Raw genomic sequence first — 20,529 nt, forward strand, 5'->3', positions numbered from 1 at the left:
CATTCAATAAAGGGCTCTGCGCACACTCCAAAAAGGTGCGCAGAACACCGGACTAGTTGATCAGGCCAGCATGAACCATTGCCTTGCGAATGGTCTCCTGAGTTTCCTCAGTGACTTTAACCAAAGGCACACGTAGTTCTTCTTCCATCAAGCCAAGCAAGGACAAAGCATACTTTGGCCCAGCTGGATTCGGTTCGATGAACATCGCATCATGCAGCGGAGCAAGTCGGTCCTGAATGCTCAGCGCGGTTGCAAAATCACCTGCAAGACACGCTTCCTGAAACTGTGAGCACAGCGACGGAGCAACGTTTGCTGTCACAGAGATACACCCATTTCCACCATGAGCCATAAAGCCAAGCGCGGTGATATCCTCTCCAGAAAGCTGGATGAACTCTTTGCCACACTGATGACGCTGCATGGAGGCGCGGGCAAGGTTGGCAGTGGCGTCTTTCACGCCCACAATATTGTCAACTTCGTCAAACAGCTCGGCCATGGTTTCAGGCAGCATGTCAATGATGGAACGGCCCGGAATGTTATAGATGTAGATCGGCAGATCTACAGAAGCAGCAATCGCTTTAAAGTGGGCTTTCAACCCAGCCTGATTTGGCTTGTTGTAATAAGGTGTGACAGACAAAATTGCATCCGCCCCCACTTCCTGTGCATGCTGCGCAAACTCAATCGCTTCAACCGGATTATTTGAGCCCGCCCCGGCCATCACCGGAACGCGGCCAGCAGAAACCTCAACAGCCATCTGTACAACGCGCTTGTGCTCATCAAAAGATAGTGTCGGGCTTTCACCGGTTGTTCCCACGGGGACAAGCCCGTGGGAGCCCTGTTTTATCTGCCAATCCACGAATTCCCGGAAGGCCTTCTCATCCACTTTGCCATCCTTAAAAGGGGTGACAAGCGCTGGAATTGATCCTCTAAACATTTCAGGTTCCTCGTTGGATTACTTATAAACAGAGCAAAATTTGCATGTGCCCTCAAAGGGGTGGCAAACCGTAAAATGATCTAGCCCATCTCGACAATATCACCAAGACCTTCTGTTATTAGATTCAGGAATTTTTTTGTGCTCATATTTAGGCCAGTTTCACCTGTGAGTATGATAGGTCTACGGGCGAAACATTAAACAGATATTTACTCTGTTTGTGGCAAACAGAGTATTGGATTTTTTGCGAATTAAACCGTCCGGTGCGTATTCTGCCGGATAAATAACACTCAGGTGAGACTGGCCGACGAGTAGTATGCGTATCCGTAAGCTTCTTCTTGTATCGACACGAATTAGTGCAGTTGCGATTGCAACGACCTTTTCAGCATCGGCATTTTCTGCTGTATCCTCTTTAAATCACAGCGTAATTCCCGTTCCGAACCCTGCTAAAGCCGTGCGCACAGCAACCTTATCGGGCCAACAGAGCACCTTGCAAAGCATGCAGCTCATGGCAAAGCCACGCTCCAAACCCTCTGCAACGGCGCAAGGAATAACGGTCAGTACCAACAGCACTCAGTTGTCCAGTTACGCTCCAGCAACGCCCATAAGCAGCAGCAAAAATCAGGTCTCAAACCGCCCGTCCAGTCCGCAAAGTGCGGTAGAAGCGACCTCAACATTAACAAATTCTTATCCACAGGGATTGAGCACAGCTCAAGCAACCGGATCGGTCGAGCCGCTGAAGACTGTGCTGCAGCACGTCAAAGCTGGACGTCTGAATGAAGCCCTGCGCGCCCGCAATGCCTTGCCGGATAACCTTGACCGCCGACTGGCCGATTGGTTCATTATGCTACGCGGCGGACCTAAAACACCTGTCACCCATATTGCTCAGTTTGCCGCAAGCGCGCCGCATTGGCCCACCGCAAAGGTTGTACGGGCACGCGGAGAAGTCGCCCTTGCCGCCTCCAACCTGACACCGACGCAGGTCATTGGCGCGTTCGGCACATCTGTACCTGAAACCAATGACGGTAAACTCGCTCTCGCAAAGGCTTATCTAGCTCAGGGCAATAAAGGCGACGCAGCAAAACTCATCCGCCCACTTTGGCAAGAAAATATCCTTGAGCCCGACGAAGAAGCTGCAATCCGCAAAACCTTCGGCAGTCTCCTAAGCCAGAAAGACCATCGCCTCAGAGCCGAGATGCTGCTCTACCGAGACAGAACCCGTGGAGCCGAACGTCTGCTTTCCGAGCTGTCTCAGGACGAACAGACTTACGTTCAAGCTCGCATCGCCAGCATCCGCAAAAACAGGAACGCTCTTAGTAAGCTAAGAAACGTCCCGCGCACCATGCAATCGGACAGCAACTATCAGTATGCCCTGATAGAGCACTATCGCGAACAGGGCGATTATGAGACTGCGGCAAAACTCATGGAGGCAGCCCCAACCGACCCCGCCATCTTACTCCATGGCGACAGTTGGTGGCAGCAGCGCCGCGACATCTCCCGCGAAATGGTAGAGGCAGGCCAGTCGCGCCGCGCCTACAATATTGCCGCGCACCATGCTGCGGAAACTCCGGGCATGATTGTTGAGGCTGAATTTCATGCCGGATGGTTTGCCCTGCGATATGTTGGGGATCCAAATTTGGCCGAACCGCACTTCAAGCGCATCGCCAAGCTTGGTACCACCTCACAAACCCTGTCCCGCGCCTACTATTGGCTAGGCCGAACACGGGAAGCCCTCAAAGACACGCAGGACGCCATCTCTTATTACCAGCAGGCGGGAGCGTTTCAGACCTCCTATTACGGTCAGCTGGCACTGGCAAAACTCGGCATCAATCAACTACCATTGGCAGCACTCCCGCAGGTGACAGAGGCAGATCAAGCCGCGTTCGATCAGAACGAGCTCGTTCATGCGATCAAACGCATGGACGAAGCTGGTCTGCACAGTGATTCACTGTTGTTCTATACGCATCTTGCACGAACGCTGCCAACAAACGGGCAACTCAGGCTTCTTTCCGAGCTGGCAGAATCGCGTGGTATCTATCAGTGGTCAACAATGGTCGGCCGCCTGGCACAGGCTGAGCGCGCAGAGGCAGCCCCACTCGCGTACCCAACCAACGCACTTCCAACCAAAACGCGCATAACGAAAGGCATCGAAACACCAGTAGTTTATGCAATCGCACGACAAGAGAGCTCATTTAACCCCGAAGCACGCAGTTCTGCTGGCGCACTGGGATTACTTCAGCTGATGCCCGGAACAGCACGCGAGACCGCTCGTAAGCTCGGCGTCTCCTACAATAAATCGCGCCTCACCTCAGATCCGGCCTACAACGCCACGCTTGGCGCCGCGGTCCTGGGTGATTTGGCAGAAGAATTCGATGGGTCCTACATCCTTACTTTCGCAGCCTACAATGCAGGAAAGAACAAGGTGAAGGAATGGATCGAGCGCTTTGGTGATCCGCGCAATCCAAGCGTCGATCCAATTGATTGGGTTGAATCAATTCCTTACACCGAAACTCGGAACTACGTGCAACGCATCACAGAAAACCTTCAGGTCTATCGCTACAAGCTTGAAAACAAGCCACTCACGATCACACAGGACCTGACACGCGGCTATTAACAAGCCTTGCACAGAAACTATCCGATGCAAAGTGCCCGGCAATATTGTCGGGTCTTTTGCATTTTGGGCAGAAGATCCCTTCGCTCCCATCGCCTGATGCCTCCCACAACTTTGACAAGACACGCGCAAAAACCTGCCCTATGGTGAGTATAACTAAGTCAGCGTTCATCAAGCTCCTTTACTGAGACCATACAAGGGCCTCACAACTCAATCCGTACGCAAACACCGTTTGATAACGCGGATTTCATAGAGAGCTACAGTATAATACGCTGAAAACTCAGAAGCATTTCGGGAGGGTTTCATGCTTCAAGCCTCTGATTATATCGACAGTGACCTTCAAAACGTAGCTGGCGCAACCCGTTTCACTTGGAAGGCAAGTGACGGCCTAACCCTGTCAGCGCACATCTGGGAACCGGAAGCCCCTTGTGAGCCAACAGTGGTCTGTCTTCCTGGGCTCACAAGAAACACACGAGATTTCTACTACCTGGCAAATTACCTGAGAAAGAACGGACTCCGCGTCATCGCCATGGATTACCGTGGTCGCGGCCTATCAGACCATTCTGATGACTTTAAAACCTACAGCCTCAGTCAGGAGGCAGATGACATCGATCGCGGTATAGAAGCTCTCGGCCTCGATAAATTTGCGTTGATCGGCACCTCCCGCGGCGGCCTCCATGCCGTCTTTATGGCGCAGCGCTATCCAGAACGCCTCTTGTCTGTGATTATCAACGATATCGGCCCAGTAATTGAGCCACCTGCCCTTGATGACATCATCGCTTCAGTGGGCACACTCATGAAGCAACCAAACATGCATGCAGCAGCCGAACGTCAGGCGTCCATTCATGGAACCACATTCACTGCCATGTCGGAAGAAGACTGGATAACCTTTGCTAATCAACTATACACCCCAGTTTCTGATGGCGTAATCCTTCACTACGACAAACGGTTGGGGGACACGATCCGCAGAGAAAACAAAGCCGCCCCGGACGATAATCTCTGGAAACCATTTGGCGCCCTAAAACCAATCCCGCACCTCCTGCTTCACGGGCAAAACTCCCCCCTCCTCTCGGCAAACACTGTCAAGGAGATGCAGCAGACACATCAAAAGATGGAAGTCTTGACTGTGCCCAATCAAGGTCACGCACCCTTGCTCTGGGATCAACTCTCTCAGAACCACATTCGGAGTTTTGTTCTCGCAAACACATGAACCACGCAAAAAAGAGGAGCTGGATCGTTAGATCCAACTCCCAAGTCCTTCAAGAAACTCAAAATTTAGAAGGTCTTCTGAACCCTAAACAGCGCACTGCCCTCATCAAAGTCTTTCGTCTCCTCTGGCGAAGTCCTCACATATCCAAAGTCAACACCCATCTCCAGACCTGTTACCGGCGACCAGACAAGATCCCAATCCAGCGATACCCGGTTAAAGTCAGGAAGCGGTGCCCCAGTCGGCGTATCAACCACCGCGTAACTGGCATCAAAGTCCGTCCTCACATCAGGCGTTACATAGTGAGTAAATCCGCCGGAGAAAGACAATGCCTCTGTCTTACGGGTATCACCACCAATGTAGTAGGCATCAAAAACCTCATCGTCATCAATGCCCGCGTAGGAGACAGCACCATTTCCGTATTGGAACTGCAAAGCCATTGCATCCTGACTGCCGAGCTGTGGTAGATTGATAATCGCCCCTGCCCCAACTGCCCATCCAACTTCACCCGGAACATACGCCGCCTCAGGCCGAATATGCGTCGCAGCAGCCGACAGCTTCGCACTCCCCCAGTCGCCATCCATCCGGAACGCAGCCACCGCATCCGGCGCTTTATTTCCGGCCCTACCATTCTCGCCTTCAACACCGGTAAACACACCGTGCGCACGGTAAACAGGATCTTCGACAGAAACGGTTACAGAAACACCGTCATCAAACACTTCCGTGTATGCCGCAGACCACGAGTTCGCATCCGACCAGTCGCGATGCACGGAGCCAAACGTGGCGCCCGTAAAGAAGTCAAACAAAGAGCCAGTGCGCCCAATGGTAAAGCCACCGAACTGAATATAAGCCTTATTCAGATCCATGATCGGGGACTCCCCATAGCGTTCACTGTCTGAATCCACGGTGGCCCGCAGCTCTGAGAACGCACGAACAAACCCGAACTCTGTATCAGATCTCGCATCCATACGGATGTAAGACCGCGCGCGAAATCGCATTGAATTCAGATCTCTGCCTTGCGGACTATCATCAACAACACCGCCCCAGTTCTGCGGTTTGTCCGCAAAACGCCGATAGAGCGCGTCGGTCCGCACTCGTCCACTCAAACGAAGACAAGTCTGCGTTCCGGGGATATAGAAAAAGCCCTCACCATAAGCATCGCAGACCTGCACGTAATCCAGTGGCTCCACCAGATTGACCGGCTCCGAACTGGCTCGATAAACAGGTTTAGGCAAATCTGTAGCCTGTGCTGCAGCTCCGAATGACAGCAAGACCGGCAGGAATATCAGCTTTTTCGTCATAGTATTAAACCTCCATCCGTCACTCGGAGTAGTCCAATGCCCACAACTGCAGCGAACAAAATAAGCTGCAATGACTACCCCTGTGCAACTAGACAATTACGCCAAGGTTCAATTTTCGCAATTACTATAGATTGGTCAGGATTTTCTCACCCAACTGAAATACACAAAGGGTTTAACTGAGAAAAATTTCACAGTTTAAGAGATAGCCAAAGCCTATTAATCATTAAAAACTTGAGGAAGAGGCACAAATGGGAAAGCCCGACGGGTTGGAACCGCCGGGCTTGAGAGACTGATTGAAAGATCAGGATATATGAACTTCAACCAGATATAGTTTAAAAGGTTTTGAGCAAAACCAAAACACATAAAATCTTGAAGTAGCACCTATCTATACACCCTGCATATGCAAGTCTGTGGCAGGTATCACATCAAGGCTTTATAAGGTGGCTCCGGCGACACCGCCGCCGAAGCCATCATTCTAAGATATCTTAGAAGGAGTACTGTACGCGTGTACCAACTTTGATCTCTTCATTGTCGTTGGAGTCATCACCCCAACCTGCAGCAACTGCGAAGGAAAGACCAGTAACTGGAGTATAAACAACGGAAGCATCAATTCCGGTGCGGTCGTAGTCGGCTGCTCCCTGGTCAAGTGACAGATAGGAGAAGTCGAGCATAGCAGATACTTTATCGCTCAGATCACCCTTAACACCACCACCAACGTTGAAGCCAGTTACACCAGCTGCGTCTGTGAAGCCGGATTCAGCTGCTCCGCCGATATATGAAACGGCCTGATCAGCGTATTGTGCCTGGAAGCTTGCTTCGATGCCTTCCATAGCAGTGACTGTCACGCTAGCGCTGAGAGCATAACCGTAGTCATCGCCATCATACGCATGCGTCGCTGCAGAGAGCTTCGCGCTACCCCAGCCCTGAGATACAGAAAGTGCCCCTACGAAATCTGCACGGTTGTTAGCGCCACCACGTTCAGTGGAGTCTTCGATAGAAGCAGTCAGAGACAGACCATTACCCAGATCAGCAGTGTAACCAATCAACAACGGATAGGTTTCGGAGAAATTCTGAGAAACCGGAGCAATCCAAGTGTAACCTGTAAAGGCATCAAACTGGGAAAGCGTATCACCAATCAGAAGTGAACCAGACTCGAAGCCGAGCTGCACGTACACATCATCGATAATTACTGTGTCGTTGCCATCCTGGTCGTGGTTAGCAAGGAACGCAGTGTAAGTTTCGATCGTAGCGAACTCAGTTGTAGTCATGGAATTGAAGTACAGGTAGCCACGAGCGTAGGCTTTGTACGGGTTAGCATCATCCAGACCATGCTTCAGGTTATGAGACACGAAGTTTGTACGAATACGACCGCCGAGCTTGATGCAGGTGTCTTTACCTGGCAGCTGGAAGTAACCAGCGCCAAAAGCGTCACAGGCCTGAACGTAGTTTACTGGCTCGGCAACTACTGGAAGGTCAGCAGCCATTGCTGGAGTTGCAGCTGCAGCAGCTGCTGCTGCGAGTGCGATTTTCTTGAAGTTCATCACAAGCTTCCCATAATAAGGATTTTAAACTTTATTTAAAACAGATCATCAAACCGCAACTCTGGTGCGAACACCGTCATCAAACGCGTCTGAACTGTCCCCTCGAACCCTCCGCCTCAAATCAAGCCCTAGCTGATGAGAAAGCCCCCTGAAGGTTCGTGAGGAGAAATTACAATATCAGTAGCTTTAGGCAAGCCCGTATAGGTTACTTGATTGCCTATTTCTACTTGTGATTTTTGACATGTGTATTTTTTGCAACAGAAGGATCGGGCAAACCACGATATACAGGACACAACAGCATCCCCAGACTGTTAGAAAATTATTTGGAGGTTTCGGGCAACCACCTAAAGAGAATGAAAAATTATTCATTATCTTCAGTATATTAACATCAACAACACTTTCACCAACCAAGAAATTGGATCTACTTACATCACGTTCCAAACGTTCATTGGTATCTACTCCCTTGAGTCTAGTAAATGTGAATAAGGTATCAATAGAATTAGGCAATCATGGAAAGATAACGCATTTCCTGACGATAGGATGCAGCAGGATCACGGAGGCGCACAGCAATTCAAACAGACCAAATCTCTAAGTAGGATCAGGCATACCGTCACATTGAGGAACGTCATTGATGTACGGTTCTTCAAAACACCAAACTGCAGAACCAATAGCAGGGCACAACCAAAGAAGCACCGCTCCACTGGGTAGCCTGGGAACCGCTAACGAAGCTTGAGTGGCACGGAGCTCTCAAACCTGCTGCGGGCGGCATAGCCCGCCTCACCCGCACTCGCGATAAGCAGAAGACAAAAAGTCAAAGACCTCCACCAGAGGTGGAGGTTTGAAACGCCTCACTTGAACCACTTAAAGTGGTTTAACTAGCGCTCAAGAATTCAATTTAAACAGGTCGCTGTAGTCACTCGCCTTATCCTTTTTCTCCGGATTTTGGGTATAGCGTCTAACGACCTGTTCTTGATAGCCCGTGGTTGAGACAAAGTATCCCCGCGCCCAAAAATGATACCCTTTGCAGCACCGTTTCCTCGCATACTTATTGGCAACTCAAAGTGAGGTCTTGCCCCTCAAGAACCCAACAATGTGAGAGACTGAGTATTTGGGTGGGATCGAGATCAGCATATGTACATGGTCTGGCATGAGCTCACCCTCCTCAGTCCGACAACCTTTCTGCAAGGTTAAACTAACAAACCAATCTTTCAGTTCTCTTCGTAACTCACCGTAAAGACGCTTTGTCCGGTACTTACTCGGAAAGACAACGTGATATTTGCAGTCCCACGTGCTGTAGTTAAGGTGATCGGTATCCATAAAAAACCCTCCCTGCTTCTTCGTTCAAAGGCCACGCCAATGGCCCAAGCAGGGAGGTCTCTTACTGAGAATGTGGAACTCTTGCAGTCCTCCACCGGAGGTGGAGGATTATTTTGCTTACAACAAAAAACCCCGACAACGTCAGTTGCCGAGGCTTTCTGAAACTAAATGGCGATCAAGCCATTAAATTTTTACACCAGATTAGAAGGTGTACTGTACACGAGCACCGATCTGGGAGGTCTCTGTGTCTTTGTCTGCATTGTCAGAGTTTGCGTCTGCATAACCTGCTGCAACAGCGAAGGTTAGGCCGGAAACCGGGCTGTATGCCAAAGAACCATTGATTGCAGTGGTGTTCTCGTCGTTGTCGTTATCCAGATCCTGATAAGAAACGTCGAGAGCAGCAGTCAGTTTTTCGGTCAGAGGAACTTCAACACCGCCGGAAAGTGCGTAACCGGTCTCTGCAGCATCTGCAGCGATGTAGCTACCAGCTTCATCGGCGTATTGTGCCTGGAAGGTGAACTCAGCGCCTTCGGCCAGCATGTCAAGGTTGATTGCAGCGGTTGCGCCTACTGCGTAACCGTAGTCATCGCCATCTTGGTTATGAGCAGCACCAGCTACCTTGAAAGAGCCCCAACCCTGGGAGATCTTCAATGCACCAACGATGTCTGCTGCGTTATCTTCACCACCACGGTAGGAAGAATCTTCAACAGAAACAGTCGCTGTCAGACCTGAACCAAGGTCAGCTGTGAAGGAACCCTGCAGGGTAGACTGATCAGAATAGGCGTTGCCGACTGGGCCAATCCAAGTGTAACCGGTGAAGGCATCGAATGCAGAACCTTCACGACCAAACAGGAAAGAACCGTAGTCCATACCGAGCTGAACGTAAACATCGCCAGCTTCGATGGCTTCCTCGGTGTCATCGTCAGACCACTTTGCAGTCAGCTCTGTGTAGGTCTTGATTGTACCAATTTCAGAGTTGGTCATGGATGTGAAATACAGGTAGCCTTTTGAGTAAGCATCGTACTCGTCAGCTTCATCGTCGGAGATGTTACCGGATACGACCTGCGCACGGATACGACCGCCGAGCTGGATGCAGGTGTCTTTGCCTGGAAGCTGGAAGTAACCAGCGCCGAATGCGTCACATGCCTGTACGTAGTTTACTGGCTCAGCAGCCATAGGCAGATCTGCAGCCTGTGCAGAAGTTGCAGCTGCAGCAGCTGCAGCAGCGAGTGCAATAGTTTTAACGTTCATAATCCTGACCTTCCAATGTCTCTCAATGAAAGAAAAAATTGGCGTGACCTGTTTGGAGCAGCTCACATTTCTTCTTTTCCCAGCGACACGAGAACCTGAAAGGCTCGCCACAATCTGGCAAAACATCCAATCGGCTCGACCGCGTCAATGGATATATAGATGCCTGAGGCGATGGAGGATCGCAATATCAACCTAGTGGTTTGGAAGGGGTGAGACATCACCACGTCAAAATGGTGTGTTTTTTTTGACACAATAGCTTTTGCATGAAGCAGCTCGAACACCCCCAACAAGCTTAGTTGGAAGTCATTCTAAACCATCACAACTGATTGTAATAAAAGGAAATTTAATACTCCCGGTTCACCGTTTGGGCAAATCGGAGTTCATTTAAAATACATCCTTCAGAAGCGCCTAGAGAAATTGGCTCTCTGGGGATTAAAAATGGCGTTGAAATTTAAAGAGCAAACTCGCAGTAGAAATAGGCAAGTCAATATCTTGCGCATCCAAATTGAACACGGGAACCCGGTGGTTTTGGACACCACCGGGAATAAGAGACATTGGAAAATCAGGATTATTGACAGTCCAATGAGGTTCTAAGGCCTAAGTAGGTCTTAGAAAGAACGCTGAACGCGGAGGTTCACTGTAGCAGCATCGGTTTTGTCGCCACCATCTACGTCTTCCTGTTTCCAGCCAGCACCTGCAGAGAACAACAAACCTTCAACCGGGCGGAATTCAAGAGAACCTGCAACAACCAGTTCGTTAAAGTCAGCCGGAGCTACTCCGTTGCCGTATTCTACGTCGAGGTAAGAAGCTTCGATGCCGGAAGCGATCTCGGACGTCCAATTATGCATGTAGCCACCAGCAACAGACCATGCCTTATTGGTTTTCAGCTTGCCACCAGTAGATACAACAGCATCAGTTGTGTCATCAGCACCAACATAAGCCAGCGCGCCATCTGCATAGGCAGCCTGGAAGTTGATGACGTCGCCTGGTGCGATCATGTCGAGATTAATACCGAAACCAGCAGAAACGCCGTAGCCAACTTCAGACGTGTCCACACCTACAGCGCCAACCTTGGTCACAGCGCCGGACAGGCCAGCCCAACCCCAACCTTGGTTCAGAAGTGCTTTCGCAACAAAGGAAGGTACGGTGTTACCTGCTTCAGTGCCCTCGTAGATGCCATGCTGGCGATCAGAGTTGTCTTCAATAGAACCAGCAATCGTCAGACCATTTGCCAGAGCATAGGTGTAAGACGCCTGCCAAACGGTGTCGTCAGAGAGGTGACGGTCAAATACGTTGGTTGCCAGCTCACCGGTCCAAAGATCAAATGCAGAAGTTGCACGACCAAAAGTCAGACCACCGACCTGCACATAACCTTTGTCCAGCGTAACACCTTCGTTGTCGCGGGCATCAGTGTCAGAAGTAAACTGAAAATCAGCGAACGTGCGGATCAGCCCCAGTTCAGACTGAGTGCGAGTGTCAACGCGGATGTTTGCACGTGCACGGAAGTTCTGGTGGTTGTCTTTCTTCTTATAATCTTCGTCTTTGGTCAGGTCGTTGAATTTTGCTTCAACACGTACTTGACCGCCGATTTTAATTGCAGTTTCAGTACCTGGCAGAACGAAGAAGCCTGCACCGTATGCATCGTCGATGCGAACGTAGTCTACGGGTGCGATATCAACCGGAAGATCAGCAGCCTGACCGGAAGTTGCAGTAGCCGCAGCAGCTGCTGCGATGGCGATTGCCTTAATATTCATAGTACTAACTTTCATTACAACCAGAGCAGTTCGACCCCACGCCGATGCTTATTCTGCTCTGGCTCCCCATTTGCACATGCCGACTAAAGCGATGTTTGAAACATCATACTTTGCCGCGGACACCGCCAAGTGCGCCCTGCGCTGTTCACATCATCAATATTTGTGATCGTTCGATTTTAATCAATAACTCAGATAAGCCTTATGAATCATCAAAATTAGATGTGGCACAAATAACACATGAAAATTCAGGGATAGAATGAGCGCAACATCGGCCACAAGCACCACAGCTCGGCACCTTCAAAAGCAACCTCATAGAACTTTAACGTCAATTTTCGTGATATGCGGGCAACACTAAGTATTTGCGATGGCCATCGGCGATTGAAGAAGTATAATTTCGCGCGAAATGTAGTGCTTTCAGCGCAAACTTCTCCTACCCAGCCATCCTGTCGCCAGCGAGTCTTGGTGAGTTACATCGACAAGACATCACAACATCTACATATGAAATACATATCAATATATCTTATGTATTAACCGATAAGCTTCACGAAACATCAAATAACTTTATTATTTCAATGGCTTAGATAAAATACCTTCGAATATGCATCACCAACCTGCGAAAAACCGACCGTGCTGACAATTTCCGAACGATGTGGACAATCCAGCTTCTTCCGATGCTTTTCGAGCATAAAACACTTCACCCATCACAGGATGTAGCCGGGCAACCTCTCACCTAGGCCCCCCTCTCCCCGTAAAATCAGGAGGCAGCTCCAAACTCCAACTTTAATGAGTTGGCTAAGCAGCCTTCTTGAAAGCTGCTCGACCACGAAATCACGACAAAAAGCAGGAAACTCGAAGAAAGGATATCGCCCTTCTCAGGCCTGATGCGCCTGACCGCCATCAATTGGACATGCGCCCCCACTACGCCAACACACCAATTAGCATTGCGTGAGGCGTAACACTCTAAAGCCAACTAAGCATCGGGAAGAGAATGAGCTGTTAAATCTGTGTAACAAATCGAGCCGGCACGTCTGAAATAGCACCATCGTTGCCTACAAACTTGGAGCCGACGGCCGGTCCGTATCGCCTCCCCTCAAAGAACAACTTAGCCGGACCGCCATCAATAATTCAGCGAGAGCCACTCGGCATCGGCTGCACGACTAAACTCCACCTCACTCTCACCACCAAGAACACCAATACTAAAATCGAAGATGCTCCCTTCGACAATAGCAAAAGCACTGCACGAGCTGCATCATCACACCAACGTCAGATCCACCCGAAACGATTACAGCCTCTCCCAGCATTCCCAGAGGAAAAACTCGCACCAGAGCTCACGGTGGGTCTTCTGGAGTTCATCCCGTATCGCCTCCCGTTCAGCTTCAGCGTTGGGGTAGAAGTCATGAAATTGGATAAGGAGCCGTTTCACTTTAGAAAGGCTTCCGCTGGAAATCATGTCGTTGAGGACTGGGAACTCCCCACCTTCAATATTGAGTTTCATAAGGTCAATGGTCTGGACCTCCAATCCTTCCACGACCTCAGAGAATTTATGGAGCTGAATGAGCTCCAGCCCTGCTTCAGAAGAGCTATAGACGCTTGACCCATCTCCTTCGCGACTTAACCCCACTCGCACATTCTTGTCAGACAAGCCGTAGTTCAGGCAGGTGACACTTGCATCTGCAGCAAATCGCCTCTGGCAATGATCAAAGAAGGGCTTTGATGGCTCGAATAGGTAGACCTGACTGCCATAACAAGCGGTGATTGTTTGCGCGTAGTCGCCACGATAACCACCAACATCAAAAACCACGCTATGTTCATCCAACGGAAAGTCATGAAGGATGTTGGTGTGCCGGTAGTATTTGCGCCAGCGTTGAATGGCAATGACCTTCGGATCTCTCAGCACCCATAGCTTGAAGATTTTGGTGAGTTTCAGAAATTGTTTGCCAAGAAGACCTTCAGGATGAAGCAAACCGTTTTTCTGTTCTGATGCAAGCATGGGGCGTTCCTCATTTATGGATACCAATGCTATTCAGCTCGCAAGCAAACGACAATTCTTGGAACGACGCTAGTGAGTTTGTTGGGTACCACGCCAGCATCCGGAGCGCTCTGCCACGCAGGTCGTATATATAATGTATAAGTAGTCAGAAATTGCGTCGCCTAAACCAACTCTCCAGCACCTTCCTGGACCAGCCTCCAATAACACACTCCGACATGAGCTCCTAAGAAGGTCTTGGCTTTAAAGGCCCAAACTGGTTTACATACGTACATTTACCCATTTATTCTTCACTTTAGTCGAATCTACTATCAATAGTAGATATTGAGCGCCAACGATTTTCTTCGTCTTAAATTGCATTTCGCACTTTAAAAAAATGAAGCAAAACGACAAACCTTCTCGAGGAGCCTTTCATGAAAAAGATAAACCTACTCCTGACTGCCGCGATGCTGGCAGTTGCCTCCGGATCTTCCGCAATGGCGTCAGGGCCTGTTGAATACCTCAACTCGGGAAAAGTGCTTCCGACCAACCTGCCGTTTTCTGAAGCGGTTGTTGTTGGAGAGACCGTGTACCTATCCGGTCAGATCGGAAATATTCCTGGCCAACTGAAACTTGCAGAGGGCGGCATCTCCGGTGAAACAGTTCAGGTGATGGAAAATATCAAGACGTCACTGGAAGCGCACGGGATGGATTTGAGCAACCTGGTTAAGTGCACCGTCATGCTTGCAGACATTAAGGAATGGGGTGAGTTTAACAATGTCTACAAAACCTATTTTGAGGAGGGCCGCTTTCCAGCCCGCGCCGCATTTGGCGCTAACGGCTTGGCGCTCGGAGCCAAAGTAGAAGTAGATTGCATCGCAGCCAGATAGCAAAACAGCTGTAAATTGCAGCGGTTCACAATCCAGAACCTGAGTGATCAATGCAATCTCTCTGGCCATCTGAAATGAACCGCTGCAAGCTGGATTAAGTATATTGCCGCATCGGTACAGCTGCACCCAAATCGCCCCTTAAACGGGCAGCAGAAACGAGGCCTAACGTTTGCTTTCGCTTTCGGGCGGATTATGAAGCGAAAGGCTCCGGAACTGTCAAACGGCAAGCACAAGGAACAATGGTTCAGAACTTTGCGTAATTATGCCTTCCCAGAGTTGGGTGACATGCTTGTTGACGGCATCGCCACGCAAGATGTTTTACTTGTCCTCAAACCCATATGCGAAAACAAGATCGAAACTGCTTCAAAACTATGAGGCCGTATCGCGATGGTTTTGTCATGGGCACAAGCGAACGGCCAGCGCACAGGCGACCATCCTGCACGGTGGGGTGGCAACCTCAAAGAACTGTTGCCGTCGCCTGCAAAGATCTAGAAAGTGACACACTACCCTGCCGTTGCTGTTATGGACGCGCGAGCATGGTTTGTCTCACTGCAGGACCGTCGTGAGCTGACAGCAAAAGCACTTGAGCTCCTTTCCCCTTGTTGCTTCCAGTCTGACGAAGTGCGCCTCGCTGTTTGAGAGGAGTTTGATTGCGATAAGCGTCTCTGAACAATTCCGGCGCGGCGCCTGTAAGCCAGTGCAGAACACCGGATACCGCTTACCGATTATACAATGACCGCTTGGCAAGCCTGCGCCTTACGCAAAAGCTGCTGGGTTCAATGAGATAGCGGAACTAGGAAACCAGTACGAAGATTTGGCCTAATACAGCTGACTTTCGGTCCAACCATGACTTTGCAGAACAAGAGACCGAGATCAGTCTCTACGTCAAAACCCACCATGCACTAGCATTTAATTCGCACCACTCAAGTGGGGCTGCTCAGGACCACCATACCTGACTTTTCGCCGCACTCGGTGCCACATCTTCGCCCCCATCCTAAGACACCTTAGCTTAAGTGAACTAAGGTGTTTCGGAATGCAAACTCTCCGGCTACGCACTGTCTTTCTTCTAATTTTTACGTTCCTGCTCGGTGCGCCGAACTACGCGATAGCTGCCTCCGAATCTTCAAGCCGTATTCTCGACTATGCAGAGGAAGTTGAGGTGACGGAATTCTTCCCAACAGCCGATCGATATGGTGAGTTGCGTGAGGATATTGCCGTTCTACCAGCCTTGGCCGGCGATGAGGTCTTAGGTTGGGTTTTTCTGACCAGTGATTTGGTTTCCACAACAGGATATTCCGGCAAACCTATTGATACTCTGGTTGGCATGAACACGGACGGCATACTAACAAGTGTTCAACTGGAGCAGCACGCTGAACCAATCGTTTTGGTTGGTATTCCTGAAAGCGAGATTGAACAAGTCACCGAGAACTACGCTGGCCTTGATATCAAGAGAGAAGCTGAGCAGTTTGGGTCAGCCCATGAGCTCGACATTATCTCAGGCGCCACAGTTACCGTCATGGTGATCGACGATTCTATTGTCAGGGCGAGCCTGATGGTGGCACGCACCCTCGGAATCGGTAATCTGGAAAGCGCGAATGCAAACGCGGGACCAAGATTCGAGATCGATCCAGACAAGACTGAAGTCTCTGACTGGATGACACTGGTCGGTGATGGCTCTGTTAGCCACCTGTCGCTTGATGTTGGGCAGATCAACGCTGCATTCATTGAACAGGGCAACCCGGAAGCAATTAATCGTCCTGAAGAAGGTCCAGACACAGACGCTTATGTCGACATGTACATGGCACTGGTTGATGTCCCCACAATTGGCCGTACCATCATGGGTGACGCTGAGTACAACAACCTGAAAGACCGCCTGGAACAAGGTGACCACGCTATCGTCGTGCTTGGTCGTGGCCGTTACTCCTTCAAAGGCACAGGCTACGTACGTGGCGGTATCTTTGACCGCATTCATTTGATCCAGAATGACATTTCTGTTCGCTTTAGAGATAGCCAACACCAACGTCTGGGTGTTGTCGCAGCAGATGATGCGCCAACCTTCAAAGAGTTGGACATCTTCACTATCCCAGCTGACTCCGGCTTTGATCCAAGCGAACCCTTCGAGTTGCAGGTGCTTGTGCAACGCGCAATTGGTCCCATTGAAAAGGCCTTCCTGACCTTCGATCTGGACTATCAGTTGCCACCGCAATACCTGAAGGCTGTAGACACCACGCTTGCAGCCTCTGCAGACACCGGAGGTAGCCCAAATGCGGCTTCGGGTTCCGATGAGCAGGGTCAGGCTGAACTGTGGCAGCGTATTTGGGAGGGCCGGCAGACAGATATCGTGGTGCTCGCTGTCGCGCTTGCAGTTTTGACAAGTGTTTTCTTCTTCCAGATGCAGGTTACCAAGTCGGAGAAATTCACCTTCTGGTTCCGCATTGGCTTCCTAACCTTTGTCTTGTTCTGGCTTGGCTGGATGCAAAACGCGCAACTATCCGTTGTGAACGTACTGGCATTTTTCTCTGCGCTGACAACCGAATTCAGCTGGAGCGCCTTCCTGATGGATCCACTGGTGTTCCTGCTGTGGTTTTCAGTTGCAGCAGCCCTCATCTTCTGGGGACGTGGCGCCTACTGTGGCTGGCTCTGCCCGTTCGGCGCTTTGCAGGAACTGACAAACCGGATCGCCAAGTTCTTCAAGGTGCCGCAGATAGCTTTGCCATGGGGCTTGCATGAGCGCCTCTGGCCCGTGAAGTACATGATCTTCCTTGGTCTGTTTGGTCTGTCACTTTACTCACTGCCAATTGCTGAGCATTACGCTGAAGTCGAGCCATTCAAGACCGCTATCATTATGAAGTTCCAGCGCGGATGGCCATTTGTGCTCTTTGCAGTCGCGCTGCTGATTGTTGGCCTGTTTATCGAACGGTTCTACTGCCGCTATCTCTGTCCTTTAGGGGCTGCTCTCGCCATCCCAGCGCGCCTGCACATGTTCGATTGGCTGAAGCGCTACAAGGAATGCGGAAACCCATGCGCTCGTTGCGCGAAGGAATGCATGGTCGGTGCCATTCATCCTGAAGGAAACATCAATCCAAACGAATGCCTGAACTGCCTGCATTGTCAGGTTCTGTATCAGAGCGACGACAAATGTCCGGTCTGCATCAATAAACTTGCCAGACGCAAGAAGTTCGAAGTGCAGACGGGTATTTCGAAGACGGGATAGGACACTTCCGTCAGTTCATCCGCTTAGGCCGTTCCGTACGAGAAAACCGCAAAGGAGACTGTCATGACCGATAAAAGAGAAACAGGTATGTCACGCCGCGCATTGCTAAGCGGTACAGCGAATACAGCTGCAGTTGCGGGCTTGGCTGCGGTTGCAGTGGCGAACGCCAATGGCGGCATCTCTGCAGCAAAGGCAGCAGAAGGTAACGACTTTGACGTCGCTCCAGGTGATCTGGACGAATACTACGGCTTCTGGTCTTCCGGCCAGTCTGGCGAAATGCGCATCCTGGGTATCCCATCCATGCGTGAACTCATGCGTATTCCTGTATTCAACCGTTGTTCTGCAACTGGTTGGGGCCAGACCAACGAATCCAAGAAGATCCTGACTGAAAACCTTCTACCAGAAACCAAGGCGTTCCTTGCGGCTCATGGCAGGGAGACCTATGACAACGGTGACCTTCACCATCCACACATGTCCTTCAATGAAGGTACGTACGACGGTCGTTATCTTTTCGTGAATGACAAGGCAAATACACGCGTGGCGCGTATTCGCTGTGACGTCATGAAAACAGACAAGATTGTTGAAGTACCAAACGCAAATGCTATCCATGGTATGCGTCCGCAAAAATGGCCTCGTACCGGCTACATCTTTGCCAACGGTGAGCACGAAGCTCCACTGGTCAATGACGGAACAATCCTCGATGAACCAGAAGAGTACCGCTGCATCTTCTCCGCGATTGATGGCGACACCATGGAAGTGGCATGGCAGATTATCGTATCCGGGAACCTGGACAACTGTGACGCTGACTATCAGGGCAAATATGCATTCTCTACCAGTTACAACTCAGAAATGGGTGTAGACTTGGCGGAGATGACTGCGGCTGAGATGGATCACTGTGTTGTCTTCAACATCGCACGCATTGAAGAGGGCGTTCAAAACGGCGACTATCAGATGCTGAACGGTGTGCCTGTGCTTGATGGCCGCAAAGGCTCCACTTACACCGCATACATCCCAATACCAAACAACCCGCACGGCTGTAACACCTGCCCAGACAGAAAGCACGTCATGATCGCTGGTAAGCTGTCTCCAACGGTAACCGTGATCGACGTGGACAAGCTGGAAGCAGTGTTCGACGGTGCAGAGCCACGCTCCGCAGTTGTTGCAGAACCAGAGCTGGGCCTTGGCCCTCTCCACACTGCATTCGACAACCGCGGATTTGCCTACACTACACTGTTCCTCGACAGCCAGATGGTAAAGTGGGACATCGACAAAGCGATCCGCCAGTACGCTGGCGAAGATGTTGATCCAATCCACTCAAAAATCGATGTGGCTTATCAGCCAGGTCACAACCATACCACTATGGGTGAAACTTTGGACGCGGATGGCAAGTGGCTTCTTTCACTGAATAAGTTCTCTAAAGACCGCTTCATAAATGTTGGTCCTCTGAAGCCAGAAAACGAGCAGCTGATCGACATTTCCGGCGACGAAATGGTGCTCGTTCATGACAGCCCGGCATTCGCTGAGCCGCATGATGTCACCCTCGTTCGTCGTGACCTTGTGAATCCGGAATCTATCTGGACTCGAGACGACCCCATGTTTGCTGATGCAGTTGCACAGGCAGAAATAGATGGTGTTGAGTTGGAAGCAGCAGAGGACGTTATCCGTGATGGTAACAAGGTTCGTGTATACATGTACTCTGCCGCGCCAATGTTCTCTCTTGAGAAGTTCACTGTGAGGCAGGGCGATGAAGTCACCGTTTATGTCACCAACATTGATGACATTGACGACCTGACACACGGCTTCTGTCTCTCCAACTACGGCATTGCTATGGAAGTTGCACCCCAGGCAACAGCTTCCGTCACCTTCATTGCGGAGCGTCCAGGTGTTCACTGGTTCTATTGTCAGTGGTTCTGTCACGCCCTGCACATGGAAATGCGTGGCCGTATGCTGGTTGAGCCACGCGACGCATAAGGAGCAGCGGGTATGACAAGGTTGGTCTGGCAAACAGTGCTTGGAGCAGCGGCTTTGGTGGGTGTGAGCATGTCCGCTCATGCTGCTGAGCTTAAAGTTCCTGCGCAGCCCGATGCCTTGGCCCGCGCCTTGGAAAAGGCGCAGGACGGAGACGTCTTACGCCTTTCTGCTGGAACTCATCAGGGACCGGTCGTCATCGACCGGTCTTTGGTGCTTAAAGGAGAGCCAGGCGCGCAGCTTAAGGGCAACGGCAAAGGCTCGGTCATTACTGTCGAGGCACCAGATGTGGTCGTCGATGGACTGGTGATCACCGGTTCCGGTCTTTCTAATGAGACAATTGATTCAGGCGTGAAGCTGACCAAAGACGCAGACCGTGCCCGAATTACCGGCAACAAGTTCCTCAACAATCTGGTGGGTGTCGATGCTCATGGACCCAAGGACGCATATATTGCCGATAATCTGATTGAAGGACGTCAGGATCTGCGCCCCAATGAGCGCGGCAACGGCATCTACATCTGGAATGCGCCGCGCCTTCTGGTGGAGTACAACACCATCCGATATGGCCGGGACGGGATTTT

Annotated in this window: 13 protein-coding genes and 2 pseudogenes; 8 read left to right on the forward strand and 7 right to left on the reverse strand. The window is 50.6% G+C overall.

Translation table 11 applies throughout. The features are described 5' to 3' along the window. Positions 1-52 precede the first annotated feature (52 nt). Positions 53-931, reverse strand: coding sequence for a 4-hydroxy-tetrahydrodipicolinate synthase (gene dapA / locus IE076_RS14165; RefSeq protein ID WP_189437408.1), 879 nt, complete (start codon positions 929-931; stop codon positions 53-55). A gap of 505 nt (positions 932-1,436) precedes the next feature. On the opposite strand from dapA, the gene IE076_RS14170 reads away from it, so the two are divergent. Both IE076_RS14170 and IE076_RS14175 read left to right on the forward strand, forming a co-directional pair. Beyond that, positions 1,437-3,542: a lytic transglycosylase domain-containing protein gene (locus IE076_RS14170; protein WP_209009109.1), complete on the forward strand. Its 2,106-nt coding sequence runs from the start codon at positions 1,437-1,439 to the stop codon at positions 3,540-3,542. A gap of 301 nt (positions 3,543-3,843) precedes the next feature. Continuing rightward, a complete protein-coding gene (locus tag IE076_RS14175) occupies positions 3,844-4,749 on the forward strand; it encodes an alpha/beta fold hydrolase (RefSeq protein WP_189437410.1) in 906 nt (301 codons plus the stop codon). A gap of 65 nt (positions 4,750-4,814) precedes the next feature. On the opposite strand, the gene IE076_RS14180 is transcribed toward IE076_RS14175, so the two are convergent. From IE076_RS14180 to IE076_RS14205, 6 genes and pseudogenes are all read right to left on the reverse strand, one after another. After that, positions 4,815-6,047: a porin gene (locus tag IE076_RS14180; RefSeq protein WP_189437411.1), complete on the reverse strand. Its 1,233-nt coding sequence runs from the start codon at positions 6,045-6,047 to the stop codon at positions 4,815-4,817. A 485-nt stretch (positions 6,048-6,532) separates the two neighbouring features. Beyond that, complete coding sequence (locus tag IE076_RS14185) at positions 6,533-7,588, reverse strand: porin (RefSeq protein ID WP_189437412.1); 1,056 nt, start codon at positions 7,586-7,588, stop codon at positions 6,533-6,535. An 882-nt stretch (positions 7,589-8,470) separates the two neighbouring features. After that, positions 8,471-8,905, reverse strand: a pseudogene (gene tnpA, locus IE076_RS14190) (IS200/IS605 family transposase). Between the two features lie 201 nt (positions 8,906-9,106). Beyond that, the gene (locus tag IE076_RS14195) at positions 9,107-10,156 is read right to left on the reverse strand and encodes a porin (protein ID WP_189437413.1); all 1,050 of its coding nucleotides are present in this window, start codon (positions 10,154-10,156) and stop codon (positions 9,107-9,109) included. Positions 10,157-10,764: 608 nt separating this feature from the next. Beyond that, positions 10,765-11,910 (reverse strand): porin, encoded by a 1,146-nt coding sequence (locus IE076_RS14200; RefSeq protein ID WP_189437414.1) that lies wholly within the window; start codon positions 11,908-11,910, stop codon positions 10,765-10,767. A 1,282-nt stretch (positions 11,911-13,192) separates the two neighbouring features. Then, positions 13,193-13,900: an FkbM family methyltransferase gene (locus IE076_RS14205; RefSeq protein WP_189437415.1), complete on the reverse strand. Its 708-nt coding sequence runs from the start codon at positions 13,898-13,900 to the stop codon at positions 13,193-13,195. A 410-nt stretch (positions 13,901-14,310) separates the two neighbouring features. Here IE076_RS14205 and IE076_RS14210 point away from each other — a divergent pair, with 410 nt between their 5' ends. The 6 genes and pseudogenes from IE076_RS14210 to IE076_RS14235 all read left to right on the forward strand — a co-directional run. After that, on the forward strand, positions 14,311-14,766 hold the full coding sequence (locus IE076_RS14210; RefSeq protein WP_189437416.1) for a RidA family protein: 456 nt from the start codon (positions 14,311-14,313) through the stop codon (positions 14,764-14,766). 192 nt (positions 14,767-14,958) lie between these two features. Further along, positions 14,959-15,141 carry a phage integrase central domain-containing protein gene (locus IE076_RS14215; protein WP_189437417.1) on the forward strand — a complete coding sequence of 61 codons (183 nt, stop codon included), beginning with the start codon at positions 14,959-14,961 and terminating at the stop codon, positions 15,139-15,141. Positions 15,142-15,261: 120 nt separating this feature from the next. Then, positions 15,262-15,405, forward strand: coding sequence for a hypothetical protein (locus IE076_RS14220; RefSeq protein ID WP_189437418.1), 144 nt, complete (start codon positions 15,262-15,264; stop codon positions 15,403-15,405). Between the two features lie 394 nt (positions 15,406-15,799). Further along, positions 15,800-17,980, forward strand: a complete 2,181-nt coding sequence (locus IE076_RS14225; RefSeq protein ID WP_189437419.1) for a NosR/NirI family protein — start codon at positions 15,800-15,802, stop codon at positions 17,978-17,980. Between the two features lie 63 nt (positions 17,981-18,043). Next, on the forward strand, positions 18,044-19,951 hold the full coding sequence (gene nosZ, locus IE076_RS14230; RefSeq protein WP_189437420.1) for a TAT-dependent nitrous-oxide reductase: 1,908 nt from the start codon (positions 18,044-18,046) through the stop codon (positions 19,949-19,951). Between the two features lie 12 nt (positions 19,952-19,963). Continuing rightward, positions 19,964-20,529: pseudogene (locus tag IE076_RS14235) on the forward strand (right-handed parallel beta-helix repeat-containing protein); the annotation flags it as partial.

This window comes from Pseudovibrio japonicus (assembly GCF_014651595.1).
Classification (GTDB): domain Bacteria; phylum Pseudomonadota; class Alphaproteobacteria; order Rhizobiales; family Stappiaceae; genus Pseudovibrio; species Pseudovibrio japonicus.